This is a genomic window from Nonlabens sp. Ci31 (assembly GCF_012974865.1).
In the GTDB taxonomy this organism is placed as follows: domain Bacteria; phylum Bacteroidota; class Bacteroidia; order Flavobacteriales; family Flavobacteriaceae; genus Nonlabens.
Genome location: NZ_CP043633.1, coordinates 1,966,937 through 1,991,508 on the forward strand (window position 1 = coordinate 1,966,937; position 24,572 = coordinate 1,991,508).

Consider the following 24,572-nt stretch of genomic DNA (forward strand, 5'->3'; position numbering starts at 1 on the left):
ATGGTGTTAACTCTAGTTAGCATCTCGGTTCTTGTTAAGATCGAGAAAGTTCACAGCTAAATCAGGAACTTAACTAGATTTTGAGAACAAGATTAGATTTTCGATAGTATTTTTACTATTCAAAATACAGTTTATGAAAATCTTACTTTCTCCCGCAAAATCATTGGATTACGAAACTAAATTGCCTACTGCCAGAGCAACGCAACCTTTATTTGCAGAAGATGCATCGCAAATAAATGCAAAGCTAGAGCGTATGAGCAAAAAGGAAGTAGGGGAGTTGATGCATATCTCAGATAAGCTAGCTGATTTGAATTACGAACGTTACAAGAATTTCCAAGACGATTTTACCAAAGTAAATGCACGACCTGCTATTTATGCTTTTGCAGGAGATGTATACACAGGCTTAGATGCGTATAGTTTACCTACAGATCTTTTAGATCATGCTCAAAAAAGTATACGTATACTGTCTGGTATGTATGGTTATTTAAGGCCGCTGGACTTGTTGCAGCCTTACCGACTAGAAATGGGAACATCTTTGTCCATTGAAAGTAATAAAAATCTCTATGAATATTGGAAAGATAAGATTACACCAGCCTTGAATAAAGAGATAAAAAAAGAGGAGTTATTGGTCAACTTAGCCAGTAACGAATACTTTAAAGCAGTAGATAAAAAGAATCAGGAGGGAACATTAATCACCCCGGTTTTTAAAGATTACAAAAATGGTAAGCTTAAAGTGATCTCTTTCTATGCAAAAAAAGCCCGAGGAACCATGACTAGGTATCTAATTGACAATAAAATCGATTCTTTAGAAGGGATTCAAGCCTTTGCCATGGACGATTATAAATTTTCAACACAAGAGACCCTTAAAGAAAATGAGCCTGTATTTGTAAGATAAGCCTCGACAAAATTATGAAACTAGTTTAGAGTTTCATAGGTATAAGTTTTATCTTTCGGCATGGAAGAAGATAACTCCCACTTTTCTATTAAAGACTGGTCTCTTAACGATAGACCTAGAGAGAAGCTCTTGCACAAAGGCAGTTCCTCACTTTCTGATGCAGAATTGATTGCGATATTAATAGGTAGCGGTACTCGTAAAATGAGTGCGGTAGAGTTAAGTCGTATTATCTTAAACGATGCTCAAAACTCACTGGATATTCTAGGAAAAAAAAGCCTGAAAGAACTCCTGAAGTATAAGGGAATTGGGGAGGCAAAAGCTATTAGCATTGCTGCGGCAATGGAATTAGGTAAACGTCGTGCTATGGAAATGCCAGAGGCACTTCCCAAAATTAAATCCAGCAAGGATGCTTTTAAAATCATGCAACCTATTATAGGAGAATTGCCTCACGAAGAGTTCTGGGTCATGTTGCTGGATAATGCTCATAAAGTATTAGAGAAAAAAAACATCAGTATAGGAGGAATTACCGGCACGCTGGTAGATGTAAGACTGGTATTTAAAAAGGCTATAGAAGCTGGAGCTGTTGCTATGGTGCTGGCACACAATCATCCCAGTGGTAATCTACAACCTAGTGTTCAAGATCAATCACTTACTCATAAATTAGTAGAAGCAGGTAAATTACTCGATATCAAAGTACTCGACCATTTAATTATAACACAACAAAGTTTCTATAGCTTTGCAGATGAAGGACAGCTATTATGATCTTAATTTACTGTTCGAATATCACTGCTAGGAAAGAGTATATTTTCAAACACGTGTTTCGACGTTTGATGTTACAGGATTTTAAATTTACTTCAGAGGTGAGTGAATTTGTAAGTCATTCGGGCGTGAAATTTAGCTATGGACCTAAACCATTAGGAGAAGAATTATTTGTCTGGTCCTATGGTCTTCTCGATGAAAATGGTATAGATGATCATGAAATTGAATTTCATCAATGGGAGGAGCTGCCTATCTTTTTTAAAGCTCCAGAACGCAGTGATATTCCCTTTGATATCTTTTCGGCTGCGTTTTATTTAATAACGAGATACGAAGAGTACTTACCACAGGTAAAAGACGACCTAGGAAGGTATAGCGCAAAAGAAAGTACTGCCGTTAAAGGTGGCTTTATTTTAATGCCCTTAGTAGACCTATGGATTAGAAAATTACTCCTTCTTCTAAACCGAAGCTTCGACACCACTATTAGGCGGGAGCTGCAGCTTAAAACAACTGTAACTATTGAGGTGTCTTCTTTTTTCAAGTACAAAGGTCGTGGTGTGATTGATAATGCAATCATGTTTTATGGGCATTTCAAGCGATTTAAAATACGCTATTTATTCAAACAGATCTTTGTTCTTTTAGGTTTAAAAGTAGACCCATTTAGCAACCATGAGCAATTGATACGTTCTATGAGAAATAGATGGAAACACGGTAGGAAAACATCCAGTGCTACAGAAAACATGATCTTTTTCTTTCATTTGGGAAGATATAACCGTACCGATAACGGGATCAGTCACAGGTCTAGAGGGTATAGGGAAGCTATAAAGCAAATAGGAGATTATGTAGATATAGGTTTGCGGTATTCGTTTTTCTGTGATGATAATGAAGTAAAAACTCAAGGAAAGAAGTTTGAAAAAATATCGAATAGGCCGCTGAGTAAAACTATGGCAGCTTATTCTAAGATTTCCACTCCAGGACATTACAAACGACTTGTTGATTTAGAAAAGCTAGAAGATTACAGTATGGGTTACGAGACCATGCCTGGTTTTAGAGCAAGTACCAGCCACCCGTTTTATTTTTATGACCTCGATTACGAAGTGCAAACTCCATTGCTTATCTATCCCTACGCCTTGCATTATAAGAGTATTTCTGGCAATATGCTTAACGGTCAGAAACAAATAGTACAGCAATTGAAAAGAAGAGTAGAAGAGGTGTCAGGCCATTTTATAGTCATGTATGATTATGCACAATTTGAGCAAGGTTTAAAAAGTCATGCGACTACCATTTTAGAACATATATATGACAAAGAAGTTTAATAATATAGAGCATATTTTTTTTGATTTAGATCACACGCTATGGGATTTTGATCTGAATAGTAAATTGGCCTATAAACAGATATTTGAAGAGCATCAGCTCACTTTAGAGTTGGACAGATTCATTGAAATATATGAACCTTTGAACTTGCAATTTTGGCGCATGTTTAGAGAGAATAAGATTTCTAAGGAAAACCTACGCTACCAAAGGTTAAAAGCGGCTTTCGATGCTTGTGATTATGCCATAGAAGACGAGAAAATCCATCTCTTTGCAGATTTATATATGGAGTACCTTCCTAATTACAATCACCTTTTTGAAGGTTGTATTGAACTCTTGGATCAACTTCAAGATAAATACCGACTTCATTTGATTACCAATGGGTTTAATGGTGTCCAACAAAATAAAATCAAGAACTCTGGTTTAGAGAAGTATTTTGATGTGGTATTAACTGCTGAAGCGGCAGGAACAAAGAAACCAGCACCTGAAATTTTTCACCAAGCGCTACAAATGGCTGATGCGTCAGTGGAGAACAGCCTGATGATAGGAGACAGCTATGAGGCAGATATTAAAGGTGCGCAAAATATAGGCTTATCCACCATCTGGTTTCAAGTAAAAGAGGAAGTAGTTCCCGAAAATGAAGTATTTGTGCGCCACCTCAGGGATATCTACCCATTACTGTCATAATCGTAATGGTCTTTCCAGCGTTTTTGTAAAAATTCCTTTTGTGCATTTTCTCTGGGATTATTCCCAGGCTCGTAGATTTTTGTTTTACTGATCTCCGTAGGTAAAAAATCGTAGTGGGCAAAATTACCTGAATGGTCGTGTGCATATTTGTACTCTTCTCCATAGCCCAGTTCTTTCATGAGCTTTGTAGGAGCATTTCTCAGTCCCAATGGCACTGATAAGTCTCCTGTTTCTTTTACGAGTCGCTGAGCATTTCCTATGGCTAGATAACTAGCATTACTTTTTAAGGAAGTCGCTAGATAAACAGCGCATTGGCTTAAAATAATCCGTGATTCAGGGTAACCTACTGTAGAAACCGCTTGAAAGGTATTGTTTGCCATGATAAGAGCCGTAGGATTAGCATTCCCTATATCTTCAGAGGCCAGTATCAACATTCTACGCGCTATGAATTTTAGATCTTCGCCTCCCTCAATCATCCTTGCAAGCCAGTAAACGCTGGCATTAGGATCGCTCCCACGTATGGATTTGATAAAAGCACTGATAATGTCATAATGTTGTTCACCAGTTTTATCGTATCGAGCAGGATTAGCCTGTACTTGTGATAATACCAGCTTGTTGGTGATGGATATTTTATCGGTAGTTTGAGAATTCACTACAAGCTCAAAAACATTCAACAGTTTGCGTGCGTCACCACCACTAATTCTTATGAGTGCTTCTGTTTCTGTAATGTGAATATCTTTTTTAGATAACAGTTCATCCATTTCAATTGCTCTGCGCAGTAAGTTTTCTAAGTCCGCTTTCGCGAAAGCGTCTAAAACATACACCTGACAACGAGATAAAAGTGCTGGGATGACTTCAAAGCTAGGGTTTTCTGTGGTGGCGCCTATAAGCGTGACCCAGCCTTTCTCTACCGCAGCCAAAAGCGAGTCTTGCTGTGATTTGCTAAAACGATGGATCTCATCAATAAACAATATAGGGTTTTTAGCCGTAAACAGACCCCCAGAGTTCTTTGCTTTCTCAATAACCTCACGTATGTCTTTTACACCACTGTTGATCGCGCTAAGCGAATAAAAAGGGCGTTTGCTCTCCTGAGCAATAATATGAGCAAGAGTTGTTTTTCCAGTGCCTGGTGGTCCCCACAAGATCAAGGATGGAGTTGTCCCATTAAGTATATGCTGTCTCAATGTACCTTTGTCACCTACAAGATGTTGCTGGCTTAAATATTGATCAAGATTGTTAGGTCGGATGCGTTCTGCGAGTGGTGTGTTTTGCATAGGGCTAAATTAAAGGTTCTTCTTCTTACGAACAATTTAAGATGCAATCATTTGTAAGGATGTCATGACAGGATTTCGTTTATTTGTATTGGCTTCCTAATTGATAGGTATGTTTTAATGAAAGATTCAGAATATTTTAAATTTGATGGGTTCACCGTTTTACCGGCGGTGCTTTTTGTATTGGTCATGTGGCTGGTGTATTGGTTAGAAGTGAATTTTCACTTTAGATTTACAGATAATGGAATCCGTCCACAGCGATTATCGGGTTTGCAAGGGGTTGTTTTTAGTCCTTTTATTCATTCTGGATTGAAACATTTATGGAGCAATTCACTGCCATGTCTTATTCTTATTACCGCACTTAGCTTTTTTTACAGAAGAGTGAGTTTCTTAGTGTTGGCAGGTGGAATCTTGATTACTGGGGTTCTCACGTGGTTTATAGGAAGGCCTTCTTACCATATAGGAGCAAGTGGTGTGGTTTATATGTTAACTGCTTTTTTGTTTTTTAAAGGGGTGTTTACGGGTCATTATAAATTACTTTCTTTAAGCTTTTTAGTAGCTTTCTTTTATGGTAGTTTGATCTGGTATGTGCTGCCCATAAAAGAGGGTGTTTCTTGGGAAGGCCATCTAAGTGGTGCCATAGCAGGGTTACTTCTAGCTATTGTGACTCGTAACAAGCTTCCTGAAAAGAGAAAGTATGTATGGGAATTAGAGCATTACAAAGAAGAGGAAGATCCATTTATGCGCCATTTTGATGAAAACGGTAATTTTATCGAATCCATCGATGAAGAGGAGTGAAGAATATACCTTTTTTAGGTGGTGTAAAGAAATGAGACTGTGTTCACTCGGTTTTCTAGGAGATCGGGACAACTAAATTTAAAGTGTAATCCTATGGAAAGGACATAGTTCAGGATAAGTATGTAACTATTTTTATAACTTCTGTCGTACTACTTCATAAAGCATAGCTCCACAAGCGACAGAGACATTTAGAGAGGCAATATCACCTTGCATAGGTAACTTTACCACGTGGTCCAGGGTTTTCAATGTAGAAGGGTTGATACCGCGATCTTCACTACCCATTACAATAGCAAGTGGTATGTTCAAATCAATATCATACAACAGTTGGGTCGCTTTTTCATCAGCTCCTGCAGTTTGTATTCCATAGGCTTGTAAAAGAAAAACAGCGTCTTTAATGTGGTTTACTTTACAAATAGGCATGTTAAAAACGGCACCAGCACTTGTTTTGATGGTGGCTGCATTTACAGGCGCACTTCCTTTCTCTGATACTACTATTGCTTTTACACCTGTACACTCAGCAGTTCTTATAATAGCTCCAAAGTTGCGTACATCAGTGATTCCATCAAGTAATAAGAAAAGTGGTTTGGTTTCTAGATCTGTATTTTCAAGAATGCTTTCTAGATCATGAAAGTCTACAGGAGATATGCTAGCTGCGGCACCTTGGTGGTTACCTCCTTTTGCAATATGGTCCAGTTTTTCATTAGGAACATAAGAGACAGCAATGTTGTTTTTACGTGCGGTGTTTTGAAGTTGGTGCATTAAAACGCCGTCAGCTTCTTTAAGAAGGTAGATTTTAGAAATTTCTTTATCGCTTTCTATTGCTTCTATGATTGCTCTGATTCCGTAAATGTATGTAGTCTTTTCCATGCTGCAAATGTAGTAGTTATTATTTGAGTATAGAGCAAAAAAAAACCCAAGCCTAAGCTTGGGTTTCTAAATTTATGATGTGGATCAATAATTATTGATTCACACAGAATGTTCTGCTTTGAGAAGCTCCAAAACTACCACCACCACCTGACGCAAATGTCAAGATGGAACAAGTAAGAGTGTAATTTCCTACCGTAGGATCGGCACCGTTTGCTTGAGCATCACCGAAAGCGTCAGTTATCGTAGCCGTGTAACAACCGTCAGCTAAGAAAACGTCAGCGGTGAAAGTTTGTACACCGCTAGATAAAACTGGCATCGTATAAACTACGTTACCTGTTGCATCATCAGTAATGGTAAAACCTGTTTCTTCTGCATACAAATCAGTATTCATAGTAAAAGTAGCATCATTACAAATAACAGCTTTGAAATACTCAATTACTAAAACAGTACCAAATACATCAGTAGTAGTACTTGTTGCTTTGATTGAGAAGGTATCAGTAACACCATCTGCTAAGGTAATAGCATTAAAATCAAAATCTACAGTAGCAATACCTTCGTATGAATCTGCAGGTACCGTTATGGTACCTAAAGTTACACCACCTGCCTCAGGAGCATCTCCTACATATTCCAGTCCGAAAGTTCTAGCCTCACTAGAAGGGCTAGTTACGGTTACCGAAAATGTTTCTGATGTTCCCGTATCTGGAACTGAAACTTGTGCTGAGCTTTCACTCAGACCTACAGCTGTGCCTTCATACACAACTGCATCATATTCACAACTAGTAAATAGTATGGATGCAAATATGCTAAATGTTATAAATATTTTTTTCATTTTAATAAGTATTAAATTTATTAATATCCAGGATTTTGTTGAGCTCTCAACGCTGGATTTCCGTTAAATTCTACTAGAGGCAAAGGCCATGTAAATCTATCGTCATTGATTGCAATAGTACAAGCTCCGAATGGAGTACAGTCTCCTGTATCTCTATCAACTGTTCTATTTCCTTTGCTACCCATTCTTCTAAGATCTTTATATCTGTGTCCTTCAAAAGCAAATTCTAATCTTCTTTCGTCAAGAATACCACCCCAAGCTTCCGTCTGACTTCCATAAGAAGGAGTCGCTTGGTCTGCACCATAACGAGCATCTCTGATTTGGTCAACAAATCCTGCTGCTCCAGCTGGATCGTTTGCTTGTGCTCTTGCTTCAGCAAGAATAAGAACCATTTCTGAAGATCTTAAAATCTTATGGTCATTCATAAGAGGTCTTCCTTGTGAACCTCTATACTTGTTTACCGTATAAACGTTACGTCCTGCTGCAGGCCATGGTTCAAATGCTGCTGCATTCACACCTCTTCTTACGTCATTTGCATCAAATGCATTGTATAATGCTGTTGCAACTTCGTAATAAGGAGATCCAGCAATATCAGGTCCAGTAAAGGCATATTTAGCTCCTGCCCATCCACCATTGGATGAATCACCAGTATTACCTTGACCATCAAATGCATCGTTGATAGTTCTTTCCAATTTCATGATCACCTCAGAATTGTCGGTATCTCTGAATACATTTTCATAAGCTGTTGTTCCAGCAAGTGGATAGCTAGTTGCTAGAGTCTGTGCTATTGGAGCGGCTGTAGTGTAATCTTCACGGTAAGCGGCAGCTCTAGCTTTTAGTGCTCTAGCAGCGTCTTTACTAAAAAATATAGAACCTGAATTTGCAGAAATTAAAGATACAGCAGTATCTAAATCGTCATAAATGAAATCAAATGTATCACCTGTAGTATTTCTAAGAGCGGTGTAACCTGTACCTGTTACAAAATCTACCACTGGTATCCCTAAAGATGTATCATCTGACATGTCCACAATATAAAGACTTGCTAGTTGAAGGTGTTGCCATGCTCTTATTGCATGAGCTTGACCTAAGATATTGTCTCTTCTAGCTTCATCTCCTGTTGCGTCCACTGTTGCAGCAGCCTCAATCACTAAATTTGTTCTTCTAATGCTGGAATAATTATTTCTCCATACGTTAGAAGGACCAGCATTATTAGAGGCCAGGTTAAATCGGTATAACGATTGCCCTTGACCACCACTGTCAAATCCAATTCTAATTTCATCAGTAAAAACTGAAGTAAAGTGCATTTCAGCAGTAACAAACATACCTGTGTAGGCGTTTATTAGGGCGTCTTCCATGTCATCTAACGACTGTATTGCCGTAGCTGCATCAAGTACACCAGGTTGTCTAATATCAGTTGCATCCTCACAGCTAAAAACTAAGCTGGCCAATGCTAAACCAAAAACTATTTTAATATTTTTCATCATTATTTTTTTTATTAAATTCCTAATTCAAGACCTATAGAGAGTTGTACTGGCGTAGGGAATCCTCTTGATCCGTTTGTTTGTGCTAATGGGTCATAACCTCTCCATTTAGAGAAAGTAAGAAGGTTTTCTGCATTAAAGAAAACATTTAATCTGCTCACTCCTAATTTAGAAAGAACTGCTTCATCAAAGTTATAACCTAATGTTACAAATCTTAAGTTTAAATAATCAGCTGACTGTAAATATCTAGTACTAGCAAAAGTGTTGATATTCGTTGCATCTAGTGATGGAATTGCAGTGTTTCTATTAGTAGGTGTCCAAGCATCCAACAAGTCTGTAGAAACGTTAAACTGACCTAAACTAGTAGGGTCTTGTACGTTTGCTAAGTCATTGTCAAAACGATCCAATCCAGTTGCAAAGTTCCATTGTGTATTTAAATAGAAATCTTTGTATTCCACATTTACGTTCACACTACCTGTAAATTCAGGAAATAAATCTTTATTCAACCATACACGGTCTCTGTCTGGGTTAGGGTTTTCAGTTAGATCACCATTAGCGTCTAAGAATAAAAGATTACCGTTTGCTGGGTTTACACCTGCATATCGGATCGTATAATATTCAAAAACTCTATTACCTTCTCTACCAGTACCAATGATAGCATTTGAGTCATCAGTGTTTAAATCTCTAATAATGTTCTTGTTGATGTTAGCAACACCACCTACAGTTAGAGCAAGTCCACCTTTTTCAGTTTTTCTAATCACGTCGTAGTTCAGAGATAAGTCAATACCTTTGTTGGTTAATATACCAAAGTTTCCAGCTAGGGAATAATTGTTTGTTCCTGCGATACCTGAAATATTGGTATTTGTAAATAAATCAGTAGTATCACGATAGTACATATCTAAGCTACCTCTTAATCTAGAGTCAAATGCTTCAAAATCAAGACCTACGTTAAATTCTTTGGTAGTTTCCCATCTCAATCCGCTAAGACCAAAATTACTTACACCAACAGTTTGTAGACCAGCATAACCGGAACCTGTACCAAACGTATCTCTAAACAATCCTAAATCTGTGAATTGTGAACTAGTACCGAAAATTCCAAAGTTGTTTCCTTGGTTTACATACTGGTTACCTACTTCTCCATAAGAAAATCTTAACTTCAAGAAATCGATATCTGAATCTTCACCGAAGAAATCTTCTTTATGAATGTTCCAGAAAGCAGATACTGCATAAAAAGTACCCCATTTGTTATCACCTTCAAATCTGGAAGAAGCATCACGTCTTAGTGTTCCTGTAATTCCGTATTTATCGTCATAACTGTAATCGATACTACCGAAATAAGAGAATAAACCAGAGTTGTTATTATCAGCTCCAATAGTATCTACAAAGAAATCATTGGTAGGCTGATCAGCAACAAAACCTGAACCATCACCAAAAGCGAAAGTTCTCGCATCTAATCCATTTGCAAAATAATTAAAACCTCTTAAGTGAGCCTTAAAGTATTCTGTGTATAGACCAATATTTAACCTGTGCTTTTCAGCAAAAACTTTATTGTAGTTTAAAGAAGTCGTCTGATTGAAGGTAAATTCTCTAACAGTAGATCCTTGTTGGAAACCTGCAGTAGGATTTGCTCCACCACCAAATAACAATGCGTTGAAAGAGTTAGATCCTTCAGCACGTGTTAAAACAGCATTTTGATAATCAATACCTGAAGTACTGTTTAAAGAGATGTCATCAGTAATCTTGTAGTTAAGGTTTAAACTTCCTACAACTTTTATTTCCTCTACTTTTCTGTTATACGTTTTAAGTCTGTCTAAAAGAAACAAAGGTGTAGCAGCAAATTGTAAAGGACTTACTAAAGCTGCTCCATTTGTGTAATCACCAGCATTTAACCACGGCACCCCTGAAAATCCTGCTAAGACATAATTCCTGTTGATTGCTCCAGATCCAATACTGTTTGGTTCTTGACTATCAGAATAGTTAGCAGTTAAATTCAACTTGTAGTTAAATTTGTCATTATCAGTACGTCCAGAAACGTTAGATCTTAAGTTGAATCTTTTTAATCTAGATTGTACTAAGATACCTTCTTGATCAAAGTAACCAAACGATGTAAACTGTCGAGAGTTTTTACCACCAGAAGAAAGACTTACGGTATTGTTTTGAGTAACACCAGTTCTAAAGAAATCTTCTCTCCAGTCGTTAGTGCCAGCTGCAGCAATTTCAGCATCTGTTAATGCAGTACCAGTACCCTGATAAGCACCAGCACCAAAACCAACGCCTCTTTCTCTTTCAAGAGTAAGAAGTTGTTGAGAATTCATCATTCCGTAGTCGTTGTCCTGTAACTGAGTAAAAGTTGTTAAAGAGTTAAAAGAAACTTCTAAAGGAGTGTCAAAACCTCCTTGATTAGTTTCAATCACTACTACTCCGTTTGCACCACGATTTCCGTAAATAGCAGTTGCACCAGCATCCCTAAGAACACTAATTGTTTTGATGTCTTGTGGATTTAAACTACGAAAGTTGTCTTCATCTACATAAGCTCCATCAATAATAAACAAAGGTTCTCCATTACCGTTAATAGAACCAATACCTCTTAGGTTAATAGTAGAGTCACCACCTGGTTGTCCACTTGTGGTATTGATGTTTAAACCAGCAACCTGACCAGATAGCGTCTGCAAAATGTTTGCATTCGGTCTATTCTTGATCGTTTTGTCAGTTACCACACTCGAAGCTATACTACTTCTTACAGCAGTTGTAGTTCTATACCCGATAACAACCACTTGATCTAAGGAAGTTTTCATTACCGTATTGATTACGGTTTGATTACCTACTAGGACTCTTACTTGGTCATAACCAGAATAAGTGAATACTAACGTATCTTCTGGATTAGCTTGGATTGAGTAATTTCCATCAAAGTCGGTTGTGGTGTTAGCACTTCCTCCTTTTACAGAGACGACAGCCCCAAAGAGACCACCTTCTGTATCAGTTACCTTTCCGGTAACGGTTTGCTGCGCAAAAGCTACTTGCACAACTAACGCTAGTAAAAGCGTTAAAATTCCATTTAATTTTGTTTTCATGTTTAGATTTATTTGAATTAGCCAGTGCCAAAAATCAAAAAAAGAAGTTAATAAAACAACTTTTATGGACTCTATTTATACTATTTATTTAAATAGCCTTAACATTAAGCTAACATCTTAGAAGTTTATCTTTAGGTTGATGTGAGCTACTGTGCTGGATAAGTCCACTTTAGCATCATCAAAACGGCCGTTAGCGATGCTTAAATTTAAAATTCCAGCCTGTGTTAAAATTGCAATCCCACCACCAAATCCGTATAATTCATCAAGCTTTTTACTATTAAAATTCTCAAACACCCCTATATCTAGAATACTGTGTAGGTAGATTTGATCATTTAAACGGTATCTATACTCAGTTGCGAGCGTGGTATAGAAAGAGCTATCTATGCTGTTTTGGTTAAATCCTCTAATACTTCCCAGACCGCCGAATTGATAAAGCTCATTGAACTGGATATTATCAGACTTTAAATAGGTACTTGTCAACCTACCTAAAAACTTACTTCTATAACTTAGATGCCACAACTTTAAAAAGGTTGCGTGAAAATTGAATTGATTTTCAGAATTGTTTTCAATAGTCCTTTTATTCATCCCTATACGGGTAGTTAGCCATAGGTTTTCTGGCATCAAAAGGTCTGTAGTCTGCTTTTTAATCTCTGTTCTTAGTTCTATACCGTTTTTGGAAAAATCTTCTAAGTTGGCATCTTGTCCTGTAGCCGTAGAGGTAGTGCTGATATAATTGATTCCTAATGTACTGCTCCAGTCGGGTTTGTAAAACAGTCCAGCTGTTATAGATGTTCTTTGGTAGGTACTGTCGCGCCTTTGTATCTCCAGCATAGAATTGATACCTAGAGGTGTTTTCCATAAGTATGGAAGGTCTATACTTGTTGTAAATCGTGTTTGGTCGCCATTGTCGTTCCTGTATTCTAGAAGAAATGTCTCTGCTCTATCCAGATTGTTTTGAAGTTTAAGGTTTACATAACCGTTTAGTTCTAGTTTACCCTTATTCGAATTATTAAAACCTATCAAACCATCGGCACTATTTGTTTTTATCTTTTCTAGATATATAAACACCGTGGTGCTATCTTGTTTGAATAAGACTTCTGTTTCTTTCGTTTTTTTAACAAAAGGCATATTGTCAAGACTTTTCTCTAGTCGCTCAATAGTTCTATCGTTATAGGTGTTTTTTCTTTTAGTAAAATTTTGTAAGGTATTGGTAGGGAATTTGTCATATCCCTTGACTGTTATGCGGTTTATAAATCTTTTTCTTCTCTGAGAAATCGTTAAGGTAGCCTCAATGGTATCGGTGTGGTCAAATTTAAAATTGGCTAGTTTGGTTTTGGTAAAAGGAAATCCTTCCTGTTTCACGCGATTGTTGAGTTCAGATAGAAAATTTTCAATTTCATTTATTGGAATGAAGTTTCGCTTTCGCGAAAGCGAAATCACTTTCATAACCTCTTTCCCAAGAACGGTATCTTCCTTCATACGCACGTGAGAATACTTCCTGTTGAGTACGATTTCTAATTGTTGTAAACTGTCATTGATCTTTTGTTGCTTATGGATAAGAAGGTTCAGGTATCCCTTTTTCCATAGGGATGCTCTAATGCTGTCGGTTAGTTGGAGGCTGTTTCTGTCTTTCAAAAGAATCTGTACAAGGGAGTCTGCTGGAGAAACCCTTGTTTTTTTAAAGGCCAATTGGAGTTGATTGTTCTGACAAATGCCCAGATTTAAAAATAGCATGTATATAATAAGGGCGTAGGTGTGTTTCAATGGAGTTTTATTATTTGGGCTTAAACCTATGAATTAACGTATGAAATCGTTCTATTCTTATGCATTTAAAAAAGATATACTAAATATTTGAAACTGAGGTTTGAATAAGTCAATTTTATTCTTACCTTTGCCGACCCTTAAAAAAGGATTAATTTATTAGCGTAAAACAATATGCCAACGATTTCACAATTAGTACGTAAAGGAAGAGCCAAAATAACCAAGAAGAGTAAATCGGCTGCTTTAGATTCATGTCCTCAACGTCGTGGAGTATGTACTCGTGTTTACACCACAACACCAAAGAAGCCTAACTCAGCAATGAGAAAGGTTGCTCGTGTTAGACTTACCAACGGTAAGGAAGTAAACGCGTACATTCCAGGAGAAGGACACAATCTACAGGAGCATTCGATAGTATTGGTTAGAGGTGGAAGGGTAAAAGATTTGCCAGGAGTTAGATATCACATTGTGCGAGGAGCACTGGACACCGCTGGTGTTGCAGACCGTACACAACGTAGATCTAAATACGGTGCAAAACGCCCTAAGAAGTAAACTAAATTTTAAAAGATTGGAGCATACTCTGTTCCTATTTTTTTAATTAACAATTTCAACAAGAAGAAATGAGAAAAAGACAGGCCAAGAAGCGTCCTATCCTTCCGGATCCACGCTTTAAAGACCAGCTAGTAACACGTTTCGTTAACATGATGATGTTACACGGAAAGAAGTCTACAGCGTTCAAACTTTTTTATGATGCAATGGATATCGTAGAGGAGAAAAATCAAGATGAAGAGAAAACTTCACTAGAAGTGTGGAAAGATGCGTTATCCAACGTTATGCCACATGTAGAAGTGCGTTCCCGCCGTGTAGGTGGAGCAACTTTTCAAATTCCAATGCAAATCAGACCAGATAGAAAAATCTCTACTGCTATGAAATGGTTGATTAGTTACTCTCGTAAGCGTAATGAGAAATCATTTTCTGTAAGACTAGCTTCTGAAATTCTAGCTGCGGCTAAGGAAGAAGGTGCCGCTGTTAAAAAGAAAGTGGATACTCATAAAATGGCTGAAGCAAATAAAGCATTTTCACACTTTAGATTCTAAAAATGGCACAAAGAGATTTAAAATACACAAGAAATATTGGTATTGCTGCGCACATTGATGCGGGTAAAACCACTACGACAGAGCGTATTCTTTTTTACACAGGAGTAAGTCATAAGATAGGTGAAGTACATGATGGTGCTGCTACTATGGACTGGATGGAGCAAGAGCAGGAACGTGGTATTACCATTACTTCTGCAGCTACTACTTGTACATGGAAATTTCCAATGGAAAATGCAGAGCCGTTACCAGAAACTAAAGATTATCATTTTAATATTATAGACACACCAGGTCACGTTGACTTTACTGTGGAAGTTAATAGATCGTTACGTGTCCTTGATGGATTGGTATTTTTATTTAGTGCCGTTGATGGTGTGGAGCCTCAATCGGAAACTAACTGGAGACTTGCTGATAACTATAAAGTGCCTCGTATAGGTTTTGTAAACAAAATGGACCGTCAAGGTTCTAACTTTCTTGCTGTTTGTCAGCAGGTAAAAGACATGTTGAAATCTAACGCAGTGCCGATTGTTTTAAACATTGGTGATGAGGATGAATTTAAAGGAATCATTGACCTTGTTAAAAACCGTGCTATTGTATGGCATGACGATACTCAAGGAGCGACATTTGATGTGGTCGCTATTCCTGAGGAATTGAAAGAAGAGTCCAGAAAATATCGTGGAATGCTTATCGAAGAGGTAGCTGCATATGATGAGAACTTACTGGAAAAATATATGGAGGATGAAGACTCTATTACGGAAGATGAAGTGCATGCTGCCCTTCGTGCCGCTGTAATGGATATGTCTATTATTCCTATGATTTGTGGGTCTGCATTTAAAAATAAAGGTGTTCAGTTTTTATTAGATGCTGTATGTCGTTATTTACCTGCTCCTACAGATAAAGAGGGTATTTATGGTATCAATCCTAATACCGAAGAAAAAGAATTGCGTAGACCAGATGTGAATGAGCCTTTTGCCGCTCTTGCATTTAAAATTGCTACAGACCCATTTGTTGGTCGTTTAGCTTTCTTCCGCGCTTATTCTGGACGTCTAGATGCGGGTTCTTACATTCTTAACAACCGCTCAGGTAAAAAAGAACGTATTTCACGTATTTATCAGATGCACTCTAACAAACAAAATGCTATCGATTATATCGAGGCAGGAGACATAGGTGCAGCAGTAGGTTTTAAAGACATCAAGACTGGGGATACCATGACTGATGAAAAGCACCCTATTGTTTTGGAATCAATGGACTTTCCAGATCCAGTTATCGGTATCGCAGTAGAGCCAAAAACTAAGGCAGATGTGGATAAAATGGGTATGGCTTTAGCTAAACTTGCTGAAGAAGATCCTACATTCCAGGTTAGAACTGATGAAGCCTCAGGACAGACGATTATCTCTGGAATGGGTGAGTTACACTTAGACATTATTGTGGACCGTATGCGTCGCGAGTTTAAGGTGGAGCTTAATCAAGGTCAACCGCAAGTAGAGTATAAAGAAGCTATTACAAGAGCTGCAACTCACAGAGAAACTTATAAAAAGCAATCTGGTGGTCGTGGTAAATTTGGAGACATTGTATTTACTATTGAGCCTGCTGAACCAACGGAGGAAGGTAAAATAGAAGAAGGTCTTCAATTTGTAAATAAAATCAAAGGTGGTAATGTTCCTAAGGAATTTATCCCTGCCATTGAGAAAGGTTTTCGTGAATCAATGAAAGCAGGTCCTCTTGCCGGATTTGAGATGGATAGTATGAGAGTAACATTGACTGATGGATCGTTCCACCCTGTGGATTCTGATGCACTTTCATTTGAACTTGCTGCTAAAATGGGTTATAAGGCTTCTGCAAAATCTGCTGGTGCTGTAATTCTAGAACCTATTATGAAACTTGAAGTTATTACTCCAGAAGAAAACATGGGTGATATCGTAGGTGACCTTAACCGTCGTCGTGGTCAAGTGAATGATATGAGTGACCGTAATGGTGCTAAGGTTGTTAAAGCTGATGTGCCGTTGTCTGAGATGTTTGGTTATGTAACAACCTTACGTACGCTTTCTTCTGGTCGCGCAACTTCCACAATGTCATTTTCACATTATGCTGAGACTCCTTCTAACATTAGTGAAGAAGTAATCGCAGCAACAAAAGGTAACAATTAATATTTCAAACGATGAGTCAAAAAATCAGAATTAAACTTAAGTCTTACGATTATATGCTGGTGGATAAATCTGCTGAAAAAATCGTAAAAACTGTAAAAAGTACAGGTGCTGTTGTAACTGGACCTATTCCACTTCCAACACACAAAAAAATCTTTACAGTATTAAGATCTCCTCACGTAAATAAAAAATCTCGTGAGCAGTTTCAATTGAGTTCCTACAAGAGGCTTCTTGACATTTATAGTTCTTCTTCAAAGACTATAGATGCGCTTATGAAGTTAGAGCTTCCTAGTGGAGTTGAAGTGGAAATCAAGGTATAATTATTATACGAACGATAGTAAAATTGATATGTACCGCTTTTGTGAAAGCGGTACATTCTAAAAAGTTTTTAAATAACAATTAATTAAATAAATATGTCTGGGTTAATAGGAAGAAAAATCGGAATGACTAGTATTTATGACGAGAATGGTAAGAATATGCCATGTACGATCATAGAGGCGGGTCCTTGCGTTGTTACCCAAGTCAGAACTGAAGAGGTAGACGGATACGCTGCTTTGCAATTAGGTTTCGATGACAAATCAGACAAGAATGCTTCTAAAGCAGCTCAAGGGCACTTTAAGAAAGCAGGAACTGGTGTCAAGAGAAAAGTTGCTGAATTCAAACGTTTTGATAAGGAGTACAATTTAGGTGATTCAGTCACCGTAGATATGTTCACAGAAGGTGAATTTGTCGATGTGGCGGGAACGTCAAAAGGTAAAGGTTTTCAAGGTGTTGTGAAACGTCACGGTTTTGGTGGTGTTGGACAAGCGACACATGGTCAACACAACCGTTTAAGAGCTCCTGGTTCTATCGGTGCTGCGTCTTATCCTGCACGTGTATTCAAAGGAATGCGCATGGGTGGTCAGATGGGTAACGAAAAAGTAAAAGTTCAAAATTTAAGAGTATTAAAAGTTGTTTCTGAAAAGAACCTTTTAGTGGTGAAAGGTTGTATACCTGGACATAAAAACTCTTATGTAATCGTACAGAAATAATGAAGATAGCAGTATTAGATTTAAAAGGAAAAGAAACTGGCCGTCAGGTAGAGTTATCTGATGATATTTTTGGTATCGAGCCTAGTGAGCATGCTATTTATTTAGATGTGAAGCAGTATTTGGCAAATCAGCGTCAAGGTACACACAAAGCTAAGGCACGTGCAGAGATTACAGGAAGTACACGTAAGATAAAGAAGCAAAAAGGAACAGGTACAGCTCGTGCTGGTTCTATCAAGTCTCCTATCTTTAGAGGTGGTGGTCGTATTTTCGGTCCATTGCCCCGTAGTTATTCATTTAAACTGAATAAAGGACAGAAGAGACTAGCTCGTAGAAGTGCATTAAGCAAAAAGGTTGCTGAAGGTATGTTAACCGTAGTTGAGAACTTCAATTTTGAGGCACCAAGGACAAAGGATTTTATTGAAGTTTTAGAAGGTTTAGGACTTAATAATAAAAAATCCCTATTTGTGTTGGGTGGATCAAATAATAATGTATATTTGTCTTCGCGAAATTTGAAGGGCTCTGATGTGATAACAAACTCAGAATTAAGCACTTACAAAATTTTAAATGCTGCTAACGTAGTACTTTTGGAAGGTTCGCTAGAAGGAATTCAAGAAACTTTAAGTAAATAAGTTATGAGCATTTTAATAAAACCTATTATTACTGAGAAGGCAACTAGAGATAGTGAGCTCCTAAATCGTTACGGTTTTGAAGTGTCTTCCAAGGCTAATAAAGTTCAAATCAAAAAAGAAGTTGAAGCGTCTTATGGGGTAACTGTTCTTAAAGTAAGAACGATGAACACTCGTATCAATCGCAATACTAAATATACTAAATCAGGGATTCAAGTTGGTAAAACTAGTGCTCGTAAAAAAGCATTTGTACAACTTAAAGATGGTGAAACCATTGATCTTTATAGTAATCTATAATTAAAAGACAATAATGTCAGTAAGAAAATTAAAACCTGTAACTCCTGGACAGCGATTTAGAGTTGTAAATGGCTACGACGCCATTACAACTGATAAGCCGGAGAAGAGTTTACTCGCTCCGAAAAAACGTTCAGGTGGTCGTAATGATAGTGGTCGTATGACTATGCGTTACAAAGGTGGTGGTCATAAAAGACGCTACCGTATCATCGATTTCAAAAGAAATCATCACGGTGTTCCAGCAACTGTTGCTAGCATAGAGTACGATCCAAACCGTACCGCTTTTATCGCTCTTGTGAATTATCAGGATGGTGAAAAGCGTTATATCGTAGCACAGAACGGCCTTAAGGTAGGTCAGAATATCGTGTCTGGTGAAACGGCACTTCCAGAGGTTGGAAATGCTATGAAACTATCGCAAATTCCGTTAGGATCAATCATTAGTTGTATTGAATTGCGCCCAGGTCAAGGAGCTACTATTGCTCGTAGTGCTGGTTCTTTTTCCCAGTTGATGGCAAGAGATGGCAAGTACGCTAGGGTTAAAATGCCTTCAGGAGAAACGAGATTGATTTTGCAAGAATGTCTTGCTACTATAGGTGCTGTTTCTAACAGTGATCACCAATTAGTGGTAGGTGGTAAGGCAGGTAGATCTAGATGGTTAGGTAGAAGACCTAGAACTCGTCCAGTAGTGATGAACCCTGTTGATCACCCAATGGGTGGTGGAGAAGGTAAGTCTTCTGGAGGTCATCCAAGATCTCGTAATGGTATTCCTGCTAAAGGATATCGTACACGCGACAAGAATAAAGCAAGTACTCAATATATAATAGAACGTAGAAAGAAATAAATTATGGCTCGTTCACTTAAAAAAGGACCTTACGTATTTCATAAACTTGAATCTAAGGTGGCTCAAAACATTGAGTCGGGAAAGAAAACTGTTATCAAAACTTGGTCACGTGCATCTATGATCACACCAGATTTTGTTGGTCAAACAATTGCTGTTCATAATGGACGTCAGTTTGTTCCTGTGTTTGTTACAGAAAACATGGTTGGACACAAACTTGGTGAATTTTCACCTACTAGATCCTATAGGGGTCATGGTGGTGCAAAGAACAAAGGTAAAAAATAAGCTAAGCTATGGGAGTTCGTAAACGACAAACGGCTGAAAGGCTAAAAGAAGAGAGAAGTAAAATTGCTTTTGCAAAGCTTAATAATTGCCCTACTTCACCTCGTAAAATGAGATTAGTGGCTGATATAATCAGAGGAAAAAAAGTGGAGGATGCTTTAAACATTCTTAAGTTTTCTTCCAAAGAAGCTGCTAGAAGATTGGACAAGCTTGTGCTTAGTGCTGTTGCAAATTGGCAGGCTAAGAATGAAGATGCTGATGTAGCTGAAGCCGGTCTTATTATCAAAGAGATAAGAGTTGACGGTGGTGCAATGTTAAAAAGGTTGCGTCCTGCTCCACAGGGTAGAGCGCATAGAATAAGAAAAAGATCAAACCATGTTACTCTTGTGTTAGGTCAAACTAATACCGTAGAGGCTAACTAAAATATTTATGGGACAGAAAACAAATCCAATAGGAAATCGTTTAGGTATCATCCGCGGATGGGAATCTAACTGGTATGGTGGAAATGACTATGGAGATAAGTTAGCAGAGGATGATAAAATACGTAAGTATATTCATGCTCGTTTATCAAAGGCAAGCGTATCTCGCATTATCATTGAGCGCACTTTGAAACTGGTTACGGTTACTATTACAACTGCTAGACCTGGTATTATTATCGGTAAAGGTGGTTCTGAAGTAGATCGTTTAAAAGAAGAATTGAAAAAAATATCTGGTAAGGATGTTCAAATCAATATTCATGAGATCAAGAGACCTGAATTAGATGCTCATTTAGTTGGCTCTAGTATTGCAAGACAAATTGAAAACCGTATCTCCTATAGACGCGCTATCAAAATGGCTATTGCAGCTGCTATGAGAATGAATGCTGAGGGTATCAAAGTTCAAATCTCCGGTAGATTAAATGGTGCGGAGATGGCAAGATCTGAATATTTTAAAGATGGTCGTATACCGCTTTCTACTTTTCGTGCTGACATAGACTATGCATTAGTTGAGTCACACACTACTTATGGTAGAATAGGAGTGAAGGTCTGGATTATGAAAGGTGAGGTTTATGGTAAACGTGATCTTTCTCCTCTAGTAGGACTTGCAAAGAAACAACAAGGAAATAAAGGTGGTGGTGCTAACCCTCGTGGTGGTAGTAGTCGTCGTCGTCGAAATAATAATAGCTAGAAATGTTACAACCTAGAAAAACAAAATTTAGAAAACAGCAAAAGGGTCGCATGAAAGGTGATTCTGGACGTGGTAACCAGCTAGCCTACGGGACTTTTGGAATTAAATCGTTAGATACTAATTTCATCAACTCCAGGCAAATTGAGGCAGCACGTATTGCGGCGACTCGATTTATGAAGAGAGAAGGTTCTTTGTGGATTAAAATATTTCCGGACAAGCCTATTACTAAGAAGCCTCTCGAGGTTCGTATGGGTAAAGGTAAGGGTAATGTTGAGTATTGGGCAGCGGTTGTTAAACCAGGTAGAATTCTTTTTGAAATTTCTGGTGTACCTCAAGCTGTTGCGCAAGAGGCGTTACGTCTGGCAGCACAAAAATTACCAGTTAAAACTAAATTCATAGTCGCTCGCGATTATCAAGAATAGATTTGAGTCATGAAACAATCAGAAGTTAAAGGATATTCCCAAGAGGAATTAAAAGACAAACTTGTGGAATCACAAGTTGCTTACGGAGATTTAAAGAGAACTCATAGTATGTCACCATTAGATAATCCTACACAGATTACTAAATTGCGTAAGACTATTGCGAGAATCAAGACGGCGATCAATAATAAATAGTGTGACTATGGAGACTAGAAATTTAAGAAAAGAACGTGTAGGAGTTGTTAAGAGTAACAAAATGGATAAAAGCATTGTGGTTACTGAAGTCAAAAGACAAAAGCACCCTATGTATGGAAAGTTTGTTCTGAAGACAAAAAAATATGTTGCTCATGATGAAAAGAATGAGTGCAATGAAGGCGATACTGTACGTATTATGGAGACTCGTCCTTTAAGTAAGTCTAAGAATTGGAGATTAGTAGAAATATTAGAAAGAGCTAAGTAATGGTACAACAAGAATCTAGATTAAAAGTAGCTGACAATACTGGTGCAAAGGAAGTTCTTTGTATACGTGTATTGGGCGGTACTAAAAGGAGATATGCTTCCGTAGGAGACAAAATTGTTGTTTCTGTTAAGGAGTCTACTCCGAATGGTAATATAAAGAAGGGTGCAGTTTCAACTGCAGTTGTTGTACGTACTAAGAAAGAGGTAAGGAGACCAGATGGTTCTTACATCCGTTTTGACGACAATGCTTGTGTTTTATTAAACCCAACTTCTGACATGAGAGGTACTCGTGTTTTTGGACCAGTTGCACGTGAATTACGTGACCGACAGTTCATGAAAATTGTTTCACTCGCTCCAGAAGTTCTATAATAAAAAATTATGGCAAAGTTAAAAATTAAAACAGGGGATACGGTTAGAGTTATTGCTGGAGAACATAAAGGTTCTGAAGGTAAGATATCTAAGGTGTTTATTGTAAAAAATAAAGCAATCGTTGAAGGTGTTAATATGGTTTCTAAACATGAGAAGCCTAGTGCAACAAATCCTCAAGGAGGAATAAAAGAAAAAGAAGCTGCGTTACATGTTTCAAACCTTTCCTTAATAGATAAGAACGGTAAGAATACCAAAATTGGTTACGAATCAAAAGATGGTAAAAATGTACGTATTGCTAAAACAACTAAAGAAGTTATATAATCATGTCGTATTTACCAAGACTTAAAGGAGAATATAGAGAGCGTATTGCTGGGGCTTTACAGACAGAGTTTTCATACAAAAACGTTATGGAAATTCCTAAGCTACAGAAAATAGTGCTTAGCCGGGGAGTAGGTGGAGCTGTTGCTGACAAAAAATTGATTGATTATGCTCTAGAGGAGTTTACAACAATCACTGGTCAAAAAGCCGTTGCTACCCTTTCAAAAAAGGATGTTGCTTCGTTTAAACTACGTAAAGGAATGCCTATTGGTGTTAAAGTTACGTTGCGTGGTGATCGTATGTATGAGTTTTTAGATCGTTTCGTAACTGTTGCTCTTCCGAGAGTAAGAGATTTCCAAGGAATAAAAGCAGATGGATTTGATGGTAGAGGTAATTATAACTTAGGTATTACTGAGCAAATTATCTTTCCTGAAATTAATATAGATAAGGTAAACAAAATCTCTGGTATGGATATTACATTTGTAACCAGTGCTGATACTGATAAAGAAGCAAAATCGCTTCTTGCAGAATTAGGCTTACCTTTTAAAAAGAACTAATTAGAGATGGCAAAAGAATCAATGAAAGCGCGTGAGCGCAAGCGTCAAGCACTAGTGGATAAATATGCCGCTAAGAGAAAAGCTTTAAAAGAAGCAGGTGACTATGAAGAGTTGCAAAAGCTTCCAAAAAATGCTTCTCCCGTTCGTTTACACAATCGGTGTAAGTTAACTGGTCGACCTAAGGGTTATATGAGACAATTTGGTGTTTCTCGTGTAATGTTTAGACAAATGGCTAATCAAGGTTTAATTCCTGGCGTTAAAAAGGCTAGTTGGTAATAGCTTAAAGATATAATTATGAATACAGATCCAATCGCAGATTATCTTACTAGAATAAGGAACGCCGTTAGAGCAAATCACAGAGTTGTTGATATTCCTGCATCTAAAGTAAAAAAAGAAATAACTAAGATCCTATTTGATCAAGGTTATATTCTAAGTTATAAGTTTGAAGATACTTCAGCTCAACAAAATATAAAGATCGCTTTAAAGTACGATCGGGACACTAAGGAATCTGTCATTAAAGATTTACAGCGTCTATCTAAGCCTGGTTTACGTAAGTATTCTGGTGCTACTGAGTTGCCACGTGTTCTTAATGGTCTTGGGATCGCTATCATTTCTACCTCTAGAGGTGTTATGACCGATAAGCAAGCTCGTTCAGAAAATGTTGGTGGAGAAGTCCTTTGTTACGTTTATTAATATACAGTTATGTCTAGAATAGGAAAGAATCCGGTGGCTATACCTGCTGGTGTATCGGTAAAAGTTGAAAATAAGGAAATCATCGTGGAAGGTAAGCTTGGAAAGTTAGTTCAATCTTACGCCGATGTTAGTATAGAAGTTGACGGGGAGCATGTTATTGTGAGTCGTCCTTCAGATGCCAAAGATCACAGAGCTAAACACGGTCTTTACAGGTCGTTGATAGATAATATGGTTCATGGTGTTTCTACTGGATGGTCCAAACATTTGGAGCTTGTAGGTGTTGGTTATAGAGCATCTAATCAAGGTCAAAAGTTAGACTTAGCATTGGGATTTTCACATAACATCGTTTTGAACATTGCACCTGAGGTGCAGATTGAAACGGTTTCTGAAAAAGGTAAAAATCCTGTCATTAAATTGACTTCCTTTGATAAGCAATTGGTTGGTCAGGTAGCCGCTAAGATTAGAGGTTTCCGCCCACCAGAGCCTTATAAGGGTAAAGGTGTTAAGTTTGTAGGAGAAATAATTAGAAGAAAAGCTGGTAAATCAGCATAATTTAT

General features: G+C 37.7%; 31 protein-coding genes. 25 read left to right on the forward strand and 6 right to left on the reverse strand.

All coding sequences use genetic code 11. The features are described 5' to 3' along the window. The first annotated feature begins 133 nt into the window (after positions 1 to 133). The 4 genes from yaaA to F0365_RS08705 are packed head-to-tail and all read left to right on the forward strand — an operon-like array spanning position 134 to position 3,649. Positions 134 to 895, forward strand: coding sequence for a peroxide stress protein YaaA (gene yaaA, locus F0365_RS08690; protein ID WP_169933340.1), 762 nt, complete (start codon positions 134 to 136; stop codon positions 893 to 895). Positions 896 to 955: 60 nt separating this feature from the next. Further along, on the forward strand, positions 956 to 1,657 hold the full coding sequence (gene radC / locus F0365_RS08695) for a RadC family protein (protein WP_169933341.1): 702 nt from the start codon (positions 956 to 958) through the stop codon (positions 1,655 to 1,657). Positions 1,658 to 1,710: 53 nt separating this feature from the next. Continuing rightward, positions 1,711 to 2,967, forward strand: coding sequence for a DUF7033 domain-containing protein (locus tag F0365_RS08700; RefSeq protein WP_240961577.1), 1,257 nt, complete (start codon positions 1,711 to 1,713; stop codon positions 2,965 to 2,967). Further along, a complete protein-coding gene (locus F0365_RS08705; RefSeq protein ID WP_169933342.1) occupies positions 2,951 to 3,649 on the forward strand; it encodes a YjjG family noncanonical pyrimidine nucleotidase in 699 nt (232 codons plus the stop codon). Before F0365_RS08700 ends, F0365_RS08705 begins: the two co-directional genes overlap by 17 nt. Here F0365_RS08705 and F0365_RS08710 read toward each other — a convergent pair. Then, positions 3,631 to 4,923 (reverse strand): replication-associated recombination protein A, encoded by a 1,293-nt coding sequence (locus F0365_RS08710; protein WP_169933343.1) that lies wholly within the window; start codon positions 4,921 to 4,923, stop codon positions 3,631 to 3,633. The two genes, F0365_RS08705 and F0365_RS08710, sit on opposite strands and share 19 nt — an antisense overlap. A 117-nt stretch (positions 4,924 to 5,040) precedes the next feature. On the opposite strand from F0365_RS08710, the gene F0365_RS08715 reads away from it, so the two are divergent. Further along, positions 5,041 to 5,718: a rhomboid family intramembrane serine protease gene (locus F0365_RS08715; protein WP_169933344.1), complete on the forward strand. Its 678-nt coding sequence runs from the start codon at positions 5,041 to 5,043 to the stop codon at positions 5,716 to 5,718. Between the two features lie 132 nt (positions 5,719 to 5,850). Here the strand turns inward: F0365_RS08715 and rlmB are convergent, their stop codons facing one another. The 5 genes from rlmB to F0365_RS08740 form a co-directional block, all read right to left on the reverse strand. Then, positions 5,851 to 6,585 (reverse strand): 23S rRNA (guanosine(2251)-2'-O)-methyltransferase RlmB, encoded by a 735-nt coding sequence (rlmB, locus tag F0365_RS08720; protein ID WP_169933345.1) that lies wholly within the window; start codon positions 6,583 to 6,585, stop codon positions 5,851 to 5,853. 91 nt (positions 6,586 to 6,676) lie between these two features. Further along, complete coding sequence (locus F0365_RS08725; RefSeq protein WP_169933346.1) at positions 6,677 to 7,414, reverse strand: hypothetical protein; 738 nt, start codon at positions 7,412 to 7,414, stop codon at positions 6,677 to 6,679. A gap of 20 nt (positions 7,415 to 7,434) precedes the next feature. After that, positions 7,435 to 8,895, reverse strand: a complete 1,461-nt coding sequence (locus F0365_RS08730) for a RagB/SusD family nutrient uptake outer membrane protein (RefSeq protein ID WP_169933347.1) — start codon at positions 8,893 to 8,895, stop codon at positions 7,435 to 7,437. A 14-nt stretch (positions 8,896 to 8,909) separates the two neighbouring features. Then, positions 8,910 to 11,966: a SusC/RagA family TonB-linked outer membrane protein gene (locus tag F0365_RS08735; RefSeq protein ID WP_169933348.1), complete on the reverse strand. Its 3,057-nt coding sequence runs from the start codon at positions 11,964 to 11,966 to the stop codon at positions 8,910 to 8,912. A 117-nt stretch (positions 11,967 to 12,083) separates the two neighbouring features. Further along, positions 12,084 to 13,730, reverse strand: a complete 1,647-nt coding sequence (locus F0365_RS08740; protein ID WP_169933349.1) for a BamA/TamA family outer membrane protein — start codon at positions 13,728 to 13,730, stop codon at positions 12,084 to 12,086. A gap of 171 nt (positions 13,731 to 13,901) precedes the next feature. Here F0365_RS08740 and rpsL point away from each other — a divergent pair, with 171 nt between their 5' ends. The 20 genes from rpsL (at position 13,902) to rplF (ending at position 24,567) form a co-directional block, all read left to right on the forward strand. After that, positions 13,902 to 14,276, forward strand: a complete 375-nt coding sequence (gene rpsL, locus F0365_RS08745; protein ID WP_015361172.1) for a 30S ribosomal protein S12 — start codon at positions 13,902 to 13,904, stop codon at positions 14,274 to 14,276. A gap of 68 nt (positions 14,277 to 14,344) precedes the next feature. Then, positions 14,345 to 14,821 (forward strand): 30S ribosomal protein S7, encoded by a 477-nt coding sequence (gene rpsG, locus F0365_RS08750; RefSeq protein WP_101013338.1) that lies wholly within the window; start codon positions 14,345 to 14,347, stop codon positions 14,819 to 14,821. Positions 14,822 to 14,823: 2 nt separating this feature from the next. Next, positions 14,824 to 16,965, forward strand: coding sequence for an elongation factor G (gene fusA, locus F0365_RS08755; protein ID WP_169933350.1), 2,142 nt, complete (start codon positions 14,824 to 14,826; stop codon positions 16,963 to 16,965). 11 nt (positions 16,966 to 16,976) lie between these two features. After that, on the forward strand, positions 16,977 to 17,282 hold the full coding sequence (gene rpsJ, locus F0365_RS08760; protein ID WP_006795812.1) for a 30S ribosomal protein S10: 306 nt from the start codon (positions 16,977 to 16,979) through the stop codon (positions 17,280 to 17,282). 93 nt (positions 17,283 to 17,375) lie between these two features. Continuing rightward, positions 17,376 to 17,993: a 50S ribosomal protein L3 gene (rplC, locus tag F0365_RS08765; protein ID WP_169933351.1), complete on the forward strand. Its 618-nt coding sequence runs from the start codon at positions 17,376 to 17,378 to the stop codon at positions 17,991 to 17,993. Beyond that, entirely contained in the window at positions 17,993 to 18,622 is a 630-nt protein-coding gene (gene rplD, locus F0365_RS08770; protein ID WP_169933352.1) for a 50S ribosomal protein L4, read from the forward strand. Before rplC ends, rplD begins: the two co-directional genes overlap by 1 nt. 3 nt (positions 18,623 to 18,625) lie before the next feature. Beyond that, positions 18,626 to 18,916: a 50S ribosomal protein L23 gene (gene rplW / locus F0365_RS08775; RefSeq protein ID WP_169933353.1), complete on the forward strand. Its 291-nt coding sequence runs from the start codon at positions 18,626 to 18,628 to the stop codon at positions 18,914 to 18,916. Between the two features lie 13 nt (positions 18,917 to 18,929). After that, positions 18,930 to 19,754 (forward strand): 50S ribosomal protein L2, encoded by an 825-nt coding sequence (gene rplB / locus F0365_RS08780; RefSeq protein WP_169933354.1) that lies wholly within the window; start codon positions 18,930 to 18,932, stop codon positions 19,752 to 19,754. A 3-nt stretch (positions 19,755 to 19,757) separates the two neighbouring features. Then, complete coding sequence (gene rpsS / locus F0365_RS08785) at positions 19,758 to 20,036, forward strand: 30S ribosomal protein S19 (protein WP_169933355.1); 279 nt, start codon at positions 19,758 to 19,760, stop codon at positions 20,034 to 20,036. A gap of 8 nt (positions 20,037 to 20,044) precedes the next feature. Further along, complete coding sequence (gene rplV / locus F0365_RS08790; protein WP_169933356.1) at positions 20,045 to 20,455, forward strand: 50S ribosomal protein L22; 411 nt, start codon at positions 20,045 to 20,047, stop codon at positions 20,453 to 20,455. A gap of 7 nt (positions 20,456 to 20,462) precedes the next feature. After that, positions 20,463 to 21,200, forward strand: coding sequence for a 30S ribosomal protein S3 (rpsC, locus tag F0365_RS08795; protein WP_169933357.1), 738 nt, complete (start codon positions 20,463 to 20,465; stop codon positions 21,198 to 21,200). Between the two features lie 2 nt (positions 21,201 to 21,202). Next, positions 21,203 to 21,622 (forward strand): 50S ribosomal protein L16, encoded by a 420-nt coding sequence (rplP, locus tag F0365_RS08800; RefSeq protein ID WP_169933358.1) that lies wholly within the window; start codon positions 21,203 to 21,205, stop codon positions 21,620 to 21,622. A gap of 9 nt (positions 21,623 to 21,631) precedes the next feature. Continuing rightward, positions 21,632 to 21,814 (forward strand): 50S ribosomal protein L29, encoded by a 183-nt coding sequence (rpmC, locus tag F0365_RS08805; RefSeq protein WP_169933359.1) that lies wholly within the window; start codon positions 21,632 to 21,634, stop codon positions 21,812 to 21,814. 7 nt (positions 21,815 to 21,821) lie between these two features. Further along, a complete protein-coding gene (gene rpsQ, locus F0365_RS08810) occupies positions 21,822 to 22,079 on the forward strand; it encodes a 30S ribosomal protein S17 (RefSeq protein WP_101015069.1) in 258 nt (85 codons plus the stop codon). Then, positions 22,079 to 22,447, forward strand: a complete 369-nt coding sequence (gene rplN, locus F0365_RS08815) for a 50S ribosomal protein L14 (protein ID WP_101013348.1) — start codon at positions 22,079 to 22,081, stop codon at positions 22,445 to 22,447. The genes rpsQ and rplN overlap by 1 nt, the downstream gene beginning before the upstream one ends. A gap of 9 nt (positions 22,448 to 22,456) precedes the next feature. Beyond that, positions 22,457 to 22,768, forward strand: coding sequence for a 50S ribosomal protein L24 (rplX, locus tag F0365_RS08820; RefSeq protein ID WP_169933360.1), 312 nt, complete (start codon positions 22,457 to 22,459; stop codon positions 22,766 to 22,768). A 2-nt stretch (positions 22,769 to 22,770) separates the two neighbouring features. Next, positions 22,771 to 23,322 (forward strand): 50S ribosomal protein L5, encoded by a 552-nt coding sequence (gene rplE, locus F0365_RS08825; RefSeq protein ID WP_169933361.1) that lies wholly within the window; start codon positions 22,771 to 22,773, stop codon positions 23,320 to 23,322. Positions 23,323 to 23,328: 6 nt separating this feature from the next. Beyond that, complete coding sequence (gene rpsN, locus F0365_RS08830; RefSeq protein WP_169933362.1) at positions 23,329 to 23,598, forward strand: 30S ribosomal protein S14; 270 nt, start codon at positions 23,329 to 23,331, stop codon at positions 23,596 to 23,598. A gap of 18 nt (positions 23,599 to 23,616) precedes the next feature. Beyond that, positions 23,617 to 24,015: a 30S ribosomal protein S8 gene (rpsH, locus tag F0365_RS08835; RefSeq protein WP_169933363.1), complete on the forward strand. Its 399-nt coding sequence runs from the start codon at positions 23,617 to 23,619 to the stop codon at positions 24,013 to 24,015. Positions 24,016 to 24,024: 9 nt separating this feature from the next. Further along, complete coding sequence (gene rplF, locus F0365_RS08840; RefSeq protein WP_169933364.1) at positions 24,025 to 24,567, forward strand: 50S ribosomal protein L6; 543 nt, start codon at positions 24,025 to 24,027, stop codon at positions 24,565 to 24,567. The last annotated feature ends 5 nt before the right edge of the window (positions 24,568 to 24,572 follow it).

Bases quoted from the DNA above. Each gene is read 5' to 3' on its own strand.
- yaaA (WP_169933340.1), top strand. From the start codon at position 134: ATGAAAATCTTACTTTCTCCCGCAAAATCATTGGATTACGAAACTAAA.
- radC (WP_169933341.1), top strand. From the start codon at position 956: ATGGAAGAAGATAACTCCCACTTTTCTATTAAAGACTGGTCTCTTAAC.
- F0365_RS08705 (WP_169933342.1), top strand. From the start codon at position 2,951: ATGACAAAGAAGTTTAATAATATAGAGCATATTTTTTTTGATTTAGAT.
- F0365_RS08710 (WP_169933343.1), bottom strand. From the start codon at position 4,923: ATGCAAAACACACCACTCGCAGAACGCATCCGACCTAACAATCTTGAT.
- F0365_RS08715 (WP_169933344.1), top strand. From the start codon at position 5,041: ATGAAAGATTCAGAATATTTTAAATTTGATGGGTTCACCGTTTTACCG.
- rlmB (WP_169933345.1), bottom strand. From the start codon at position 6,585: ATGGAAAAGACTACATACATTTACGGAATCAGAGCAATCATAGAAGCA.
- F0365_RS08725 (WP_169933346.1), bottom strand. From the start codon at position 7,414: ATGAAAAAAATATTTATAACATTTAGCATATTTGCATCCATACTATTT.
- F0365_RS08730 (WP_169933347.1), bottom strand. From the start codon at position 8,895: ATGAAAAATATTAAAATAGTTTTTGGTTTAGCATTGGCCAGCTTAGTT.
- F0365_RS08735 (WP_169933348.1), bottom strand. From the start codon at position 11,966: ATGAAAACAAAATTAAATGGAATTTTAACGCTTTTACTAGCGTTAGTT.
- rpsL (WP_015361172.1), top strand. From the start codon at position 13,902: ATGCCAACGATTTCACAATTAGTACGTAAAGGAAGAGCCAAAATAACC.
- rpsG (WP_101013338.1), top strand. From the start codon at position 14,345: ATGAGAAAAAGACAGGCCAAGAAGCGTCCTATCCTTCCGGATCCACGC.
- fusA (WP_169933350.1), top strand. From the start codon at position 14,824: ATGGCACAAAGAGATTTAAAATACACAAGAAATATTGGTATTGCTGCG.
- rpsJ (WP_006795812.1), top strand. From the start codon at position 16,977: ATGAGTCAAAAAATCAGAATTAAACTTAAGTCTTACGATTATATGCTG.
- rplC (WP_169933351.1), top strand. From the start codon at position 17,376: ATGTCTGGGTTAATAGGAAGAAAAATCGGAATGACTAGTATTTATGAC.
- rplD (WP_169933352.1), top strand. From the start codon at position 17,993: ATGAAGATAGCAGTATTAGATTTAAAAGGAAAAGAAACTGGCCGTCAG.
- rplW (WP_169933353.1), top strand. From the start codon at position 18,626: ATGAGCATTTTAATAAAACCTATTATTACTGAGAAGGCAACTAGAGAT.
- rplB (WP_169933354.1), top strand. From the start codon at position 18,930: ATGTCAGTAAGAAAATTAAAACCTGTAACTCCTGGACAGCGATTTAGA.
- rpsS (WP_169933355.1), top strand. From the start codon at position 19,758: ATGGCTCGTTCACTTAAAAAAGGACCTTACGTATTTCATAAACTTGAA.
- rplV (WP_169933356.1), top strand. From the start codon at position 20,045: ATGGGAGTTCGTAAACGACAAACGGCTGAAAGGCTAAAAGAAGAGAGA.
- rpsC (WP_169933357.1), top strand. From the start codon at position 20,463: ATGGGACAGAAAACAAATCCAATAGGAAATCGTTTAGGTATCATCCGC.
- rplP (WP_169933358.1), top strand. From the start codon at position 21,203: ATGTTACAACCTAGAAAAACAAAATTTAGAAAACAGCAAAAGGGTCGC.
- rpmC (WP_169933359.1), top strand. From the start codon at position 21,632: ATGAAACAATCAGAAGTTAAAGGATATTCCCAAGAGGAATTAAAAGAC.
- rpsQ (WP_101015069.1), top strand. From the start codon at position 21,822: ATGGAGACTAGAAATTTAAGAAAAGAACGTGTAGGAGTTGTTAAGAGT.
- rplN (WP_101013348.1), top strand. From the start codon at position 22,079: ATGGTACAACAAGAATCTAGATTAAAAGTAGCTGACAATACTGGTGCA.
- rplX (WP_169933360.1), top strand. From the start codon at position 22,457: ATGGCAAAGTTAAAAATTAAAACAGGGGATACGGTTAGAGTTATTGCT.
- rplE (WP_169933361.1), top strand. From the start codon at position 22,771: ATGTCGTATTTACCAAGACTTAAAGGAGAATATAGAGAGCGTATTGCT.
- rpsN (WP_169933362.1), top strand. From the start codon at position 23,329: ATGGCAAAAGAATCAATGAAAGCGCGTGAGCGCAAGCGTCAAGCACTA.
- rpsH (WP_169933363.1), top strand. From the start codon at position 23,617: ATGAATACAGATCCAATCGCAGATTATCTTACTAGAATAAGGAACGCC.
- rplF (WP_169933364.1), top strand. From the start codon at position 24,025: ATGTCTAGAATAGGAAAGAATCCGGTGGCTATACCTGCTGGTGTATCG.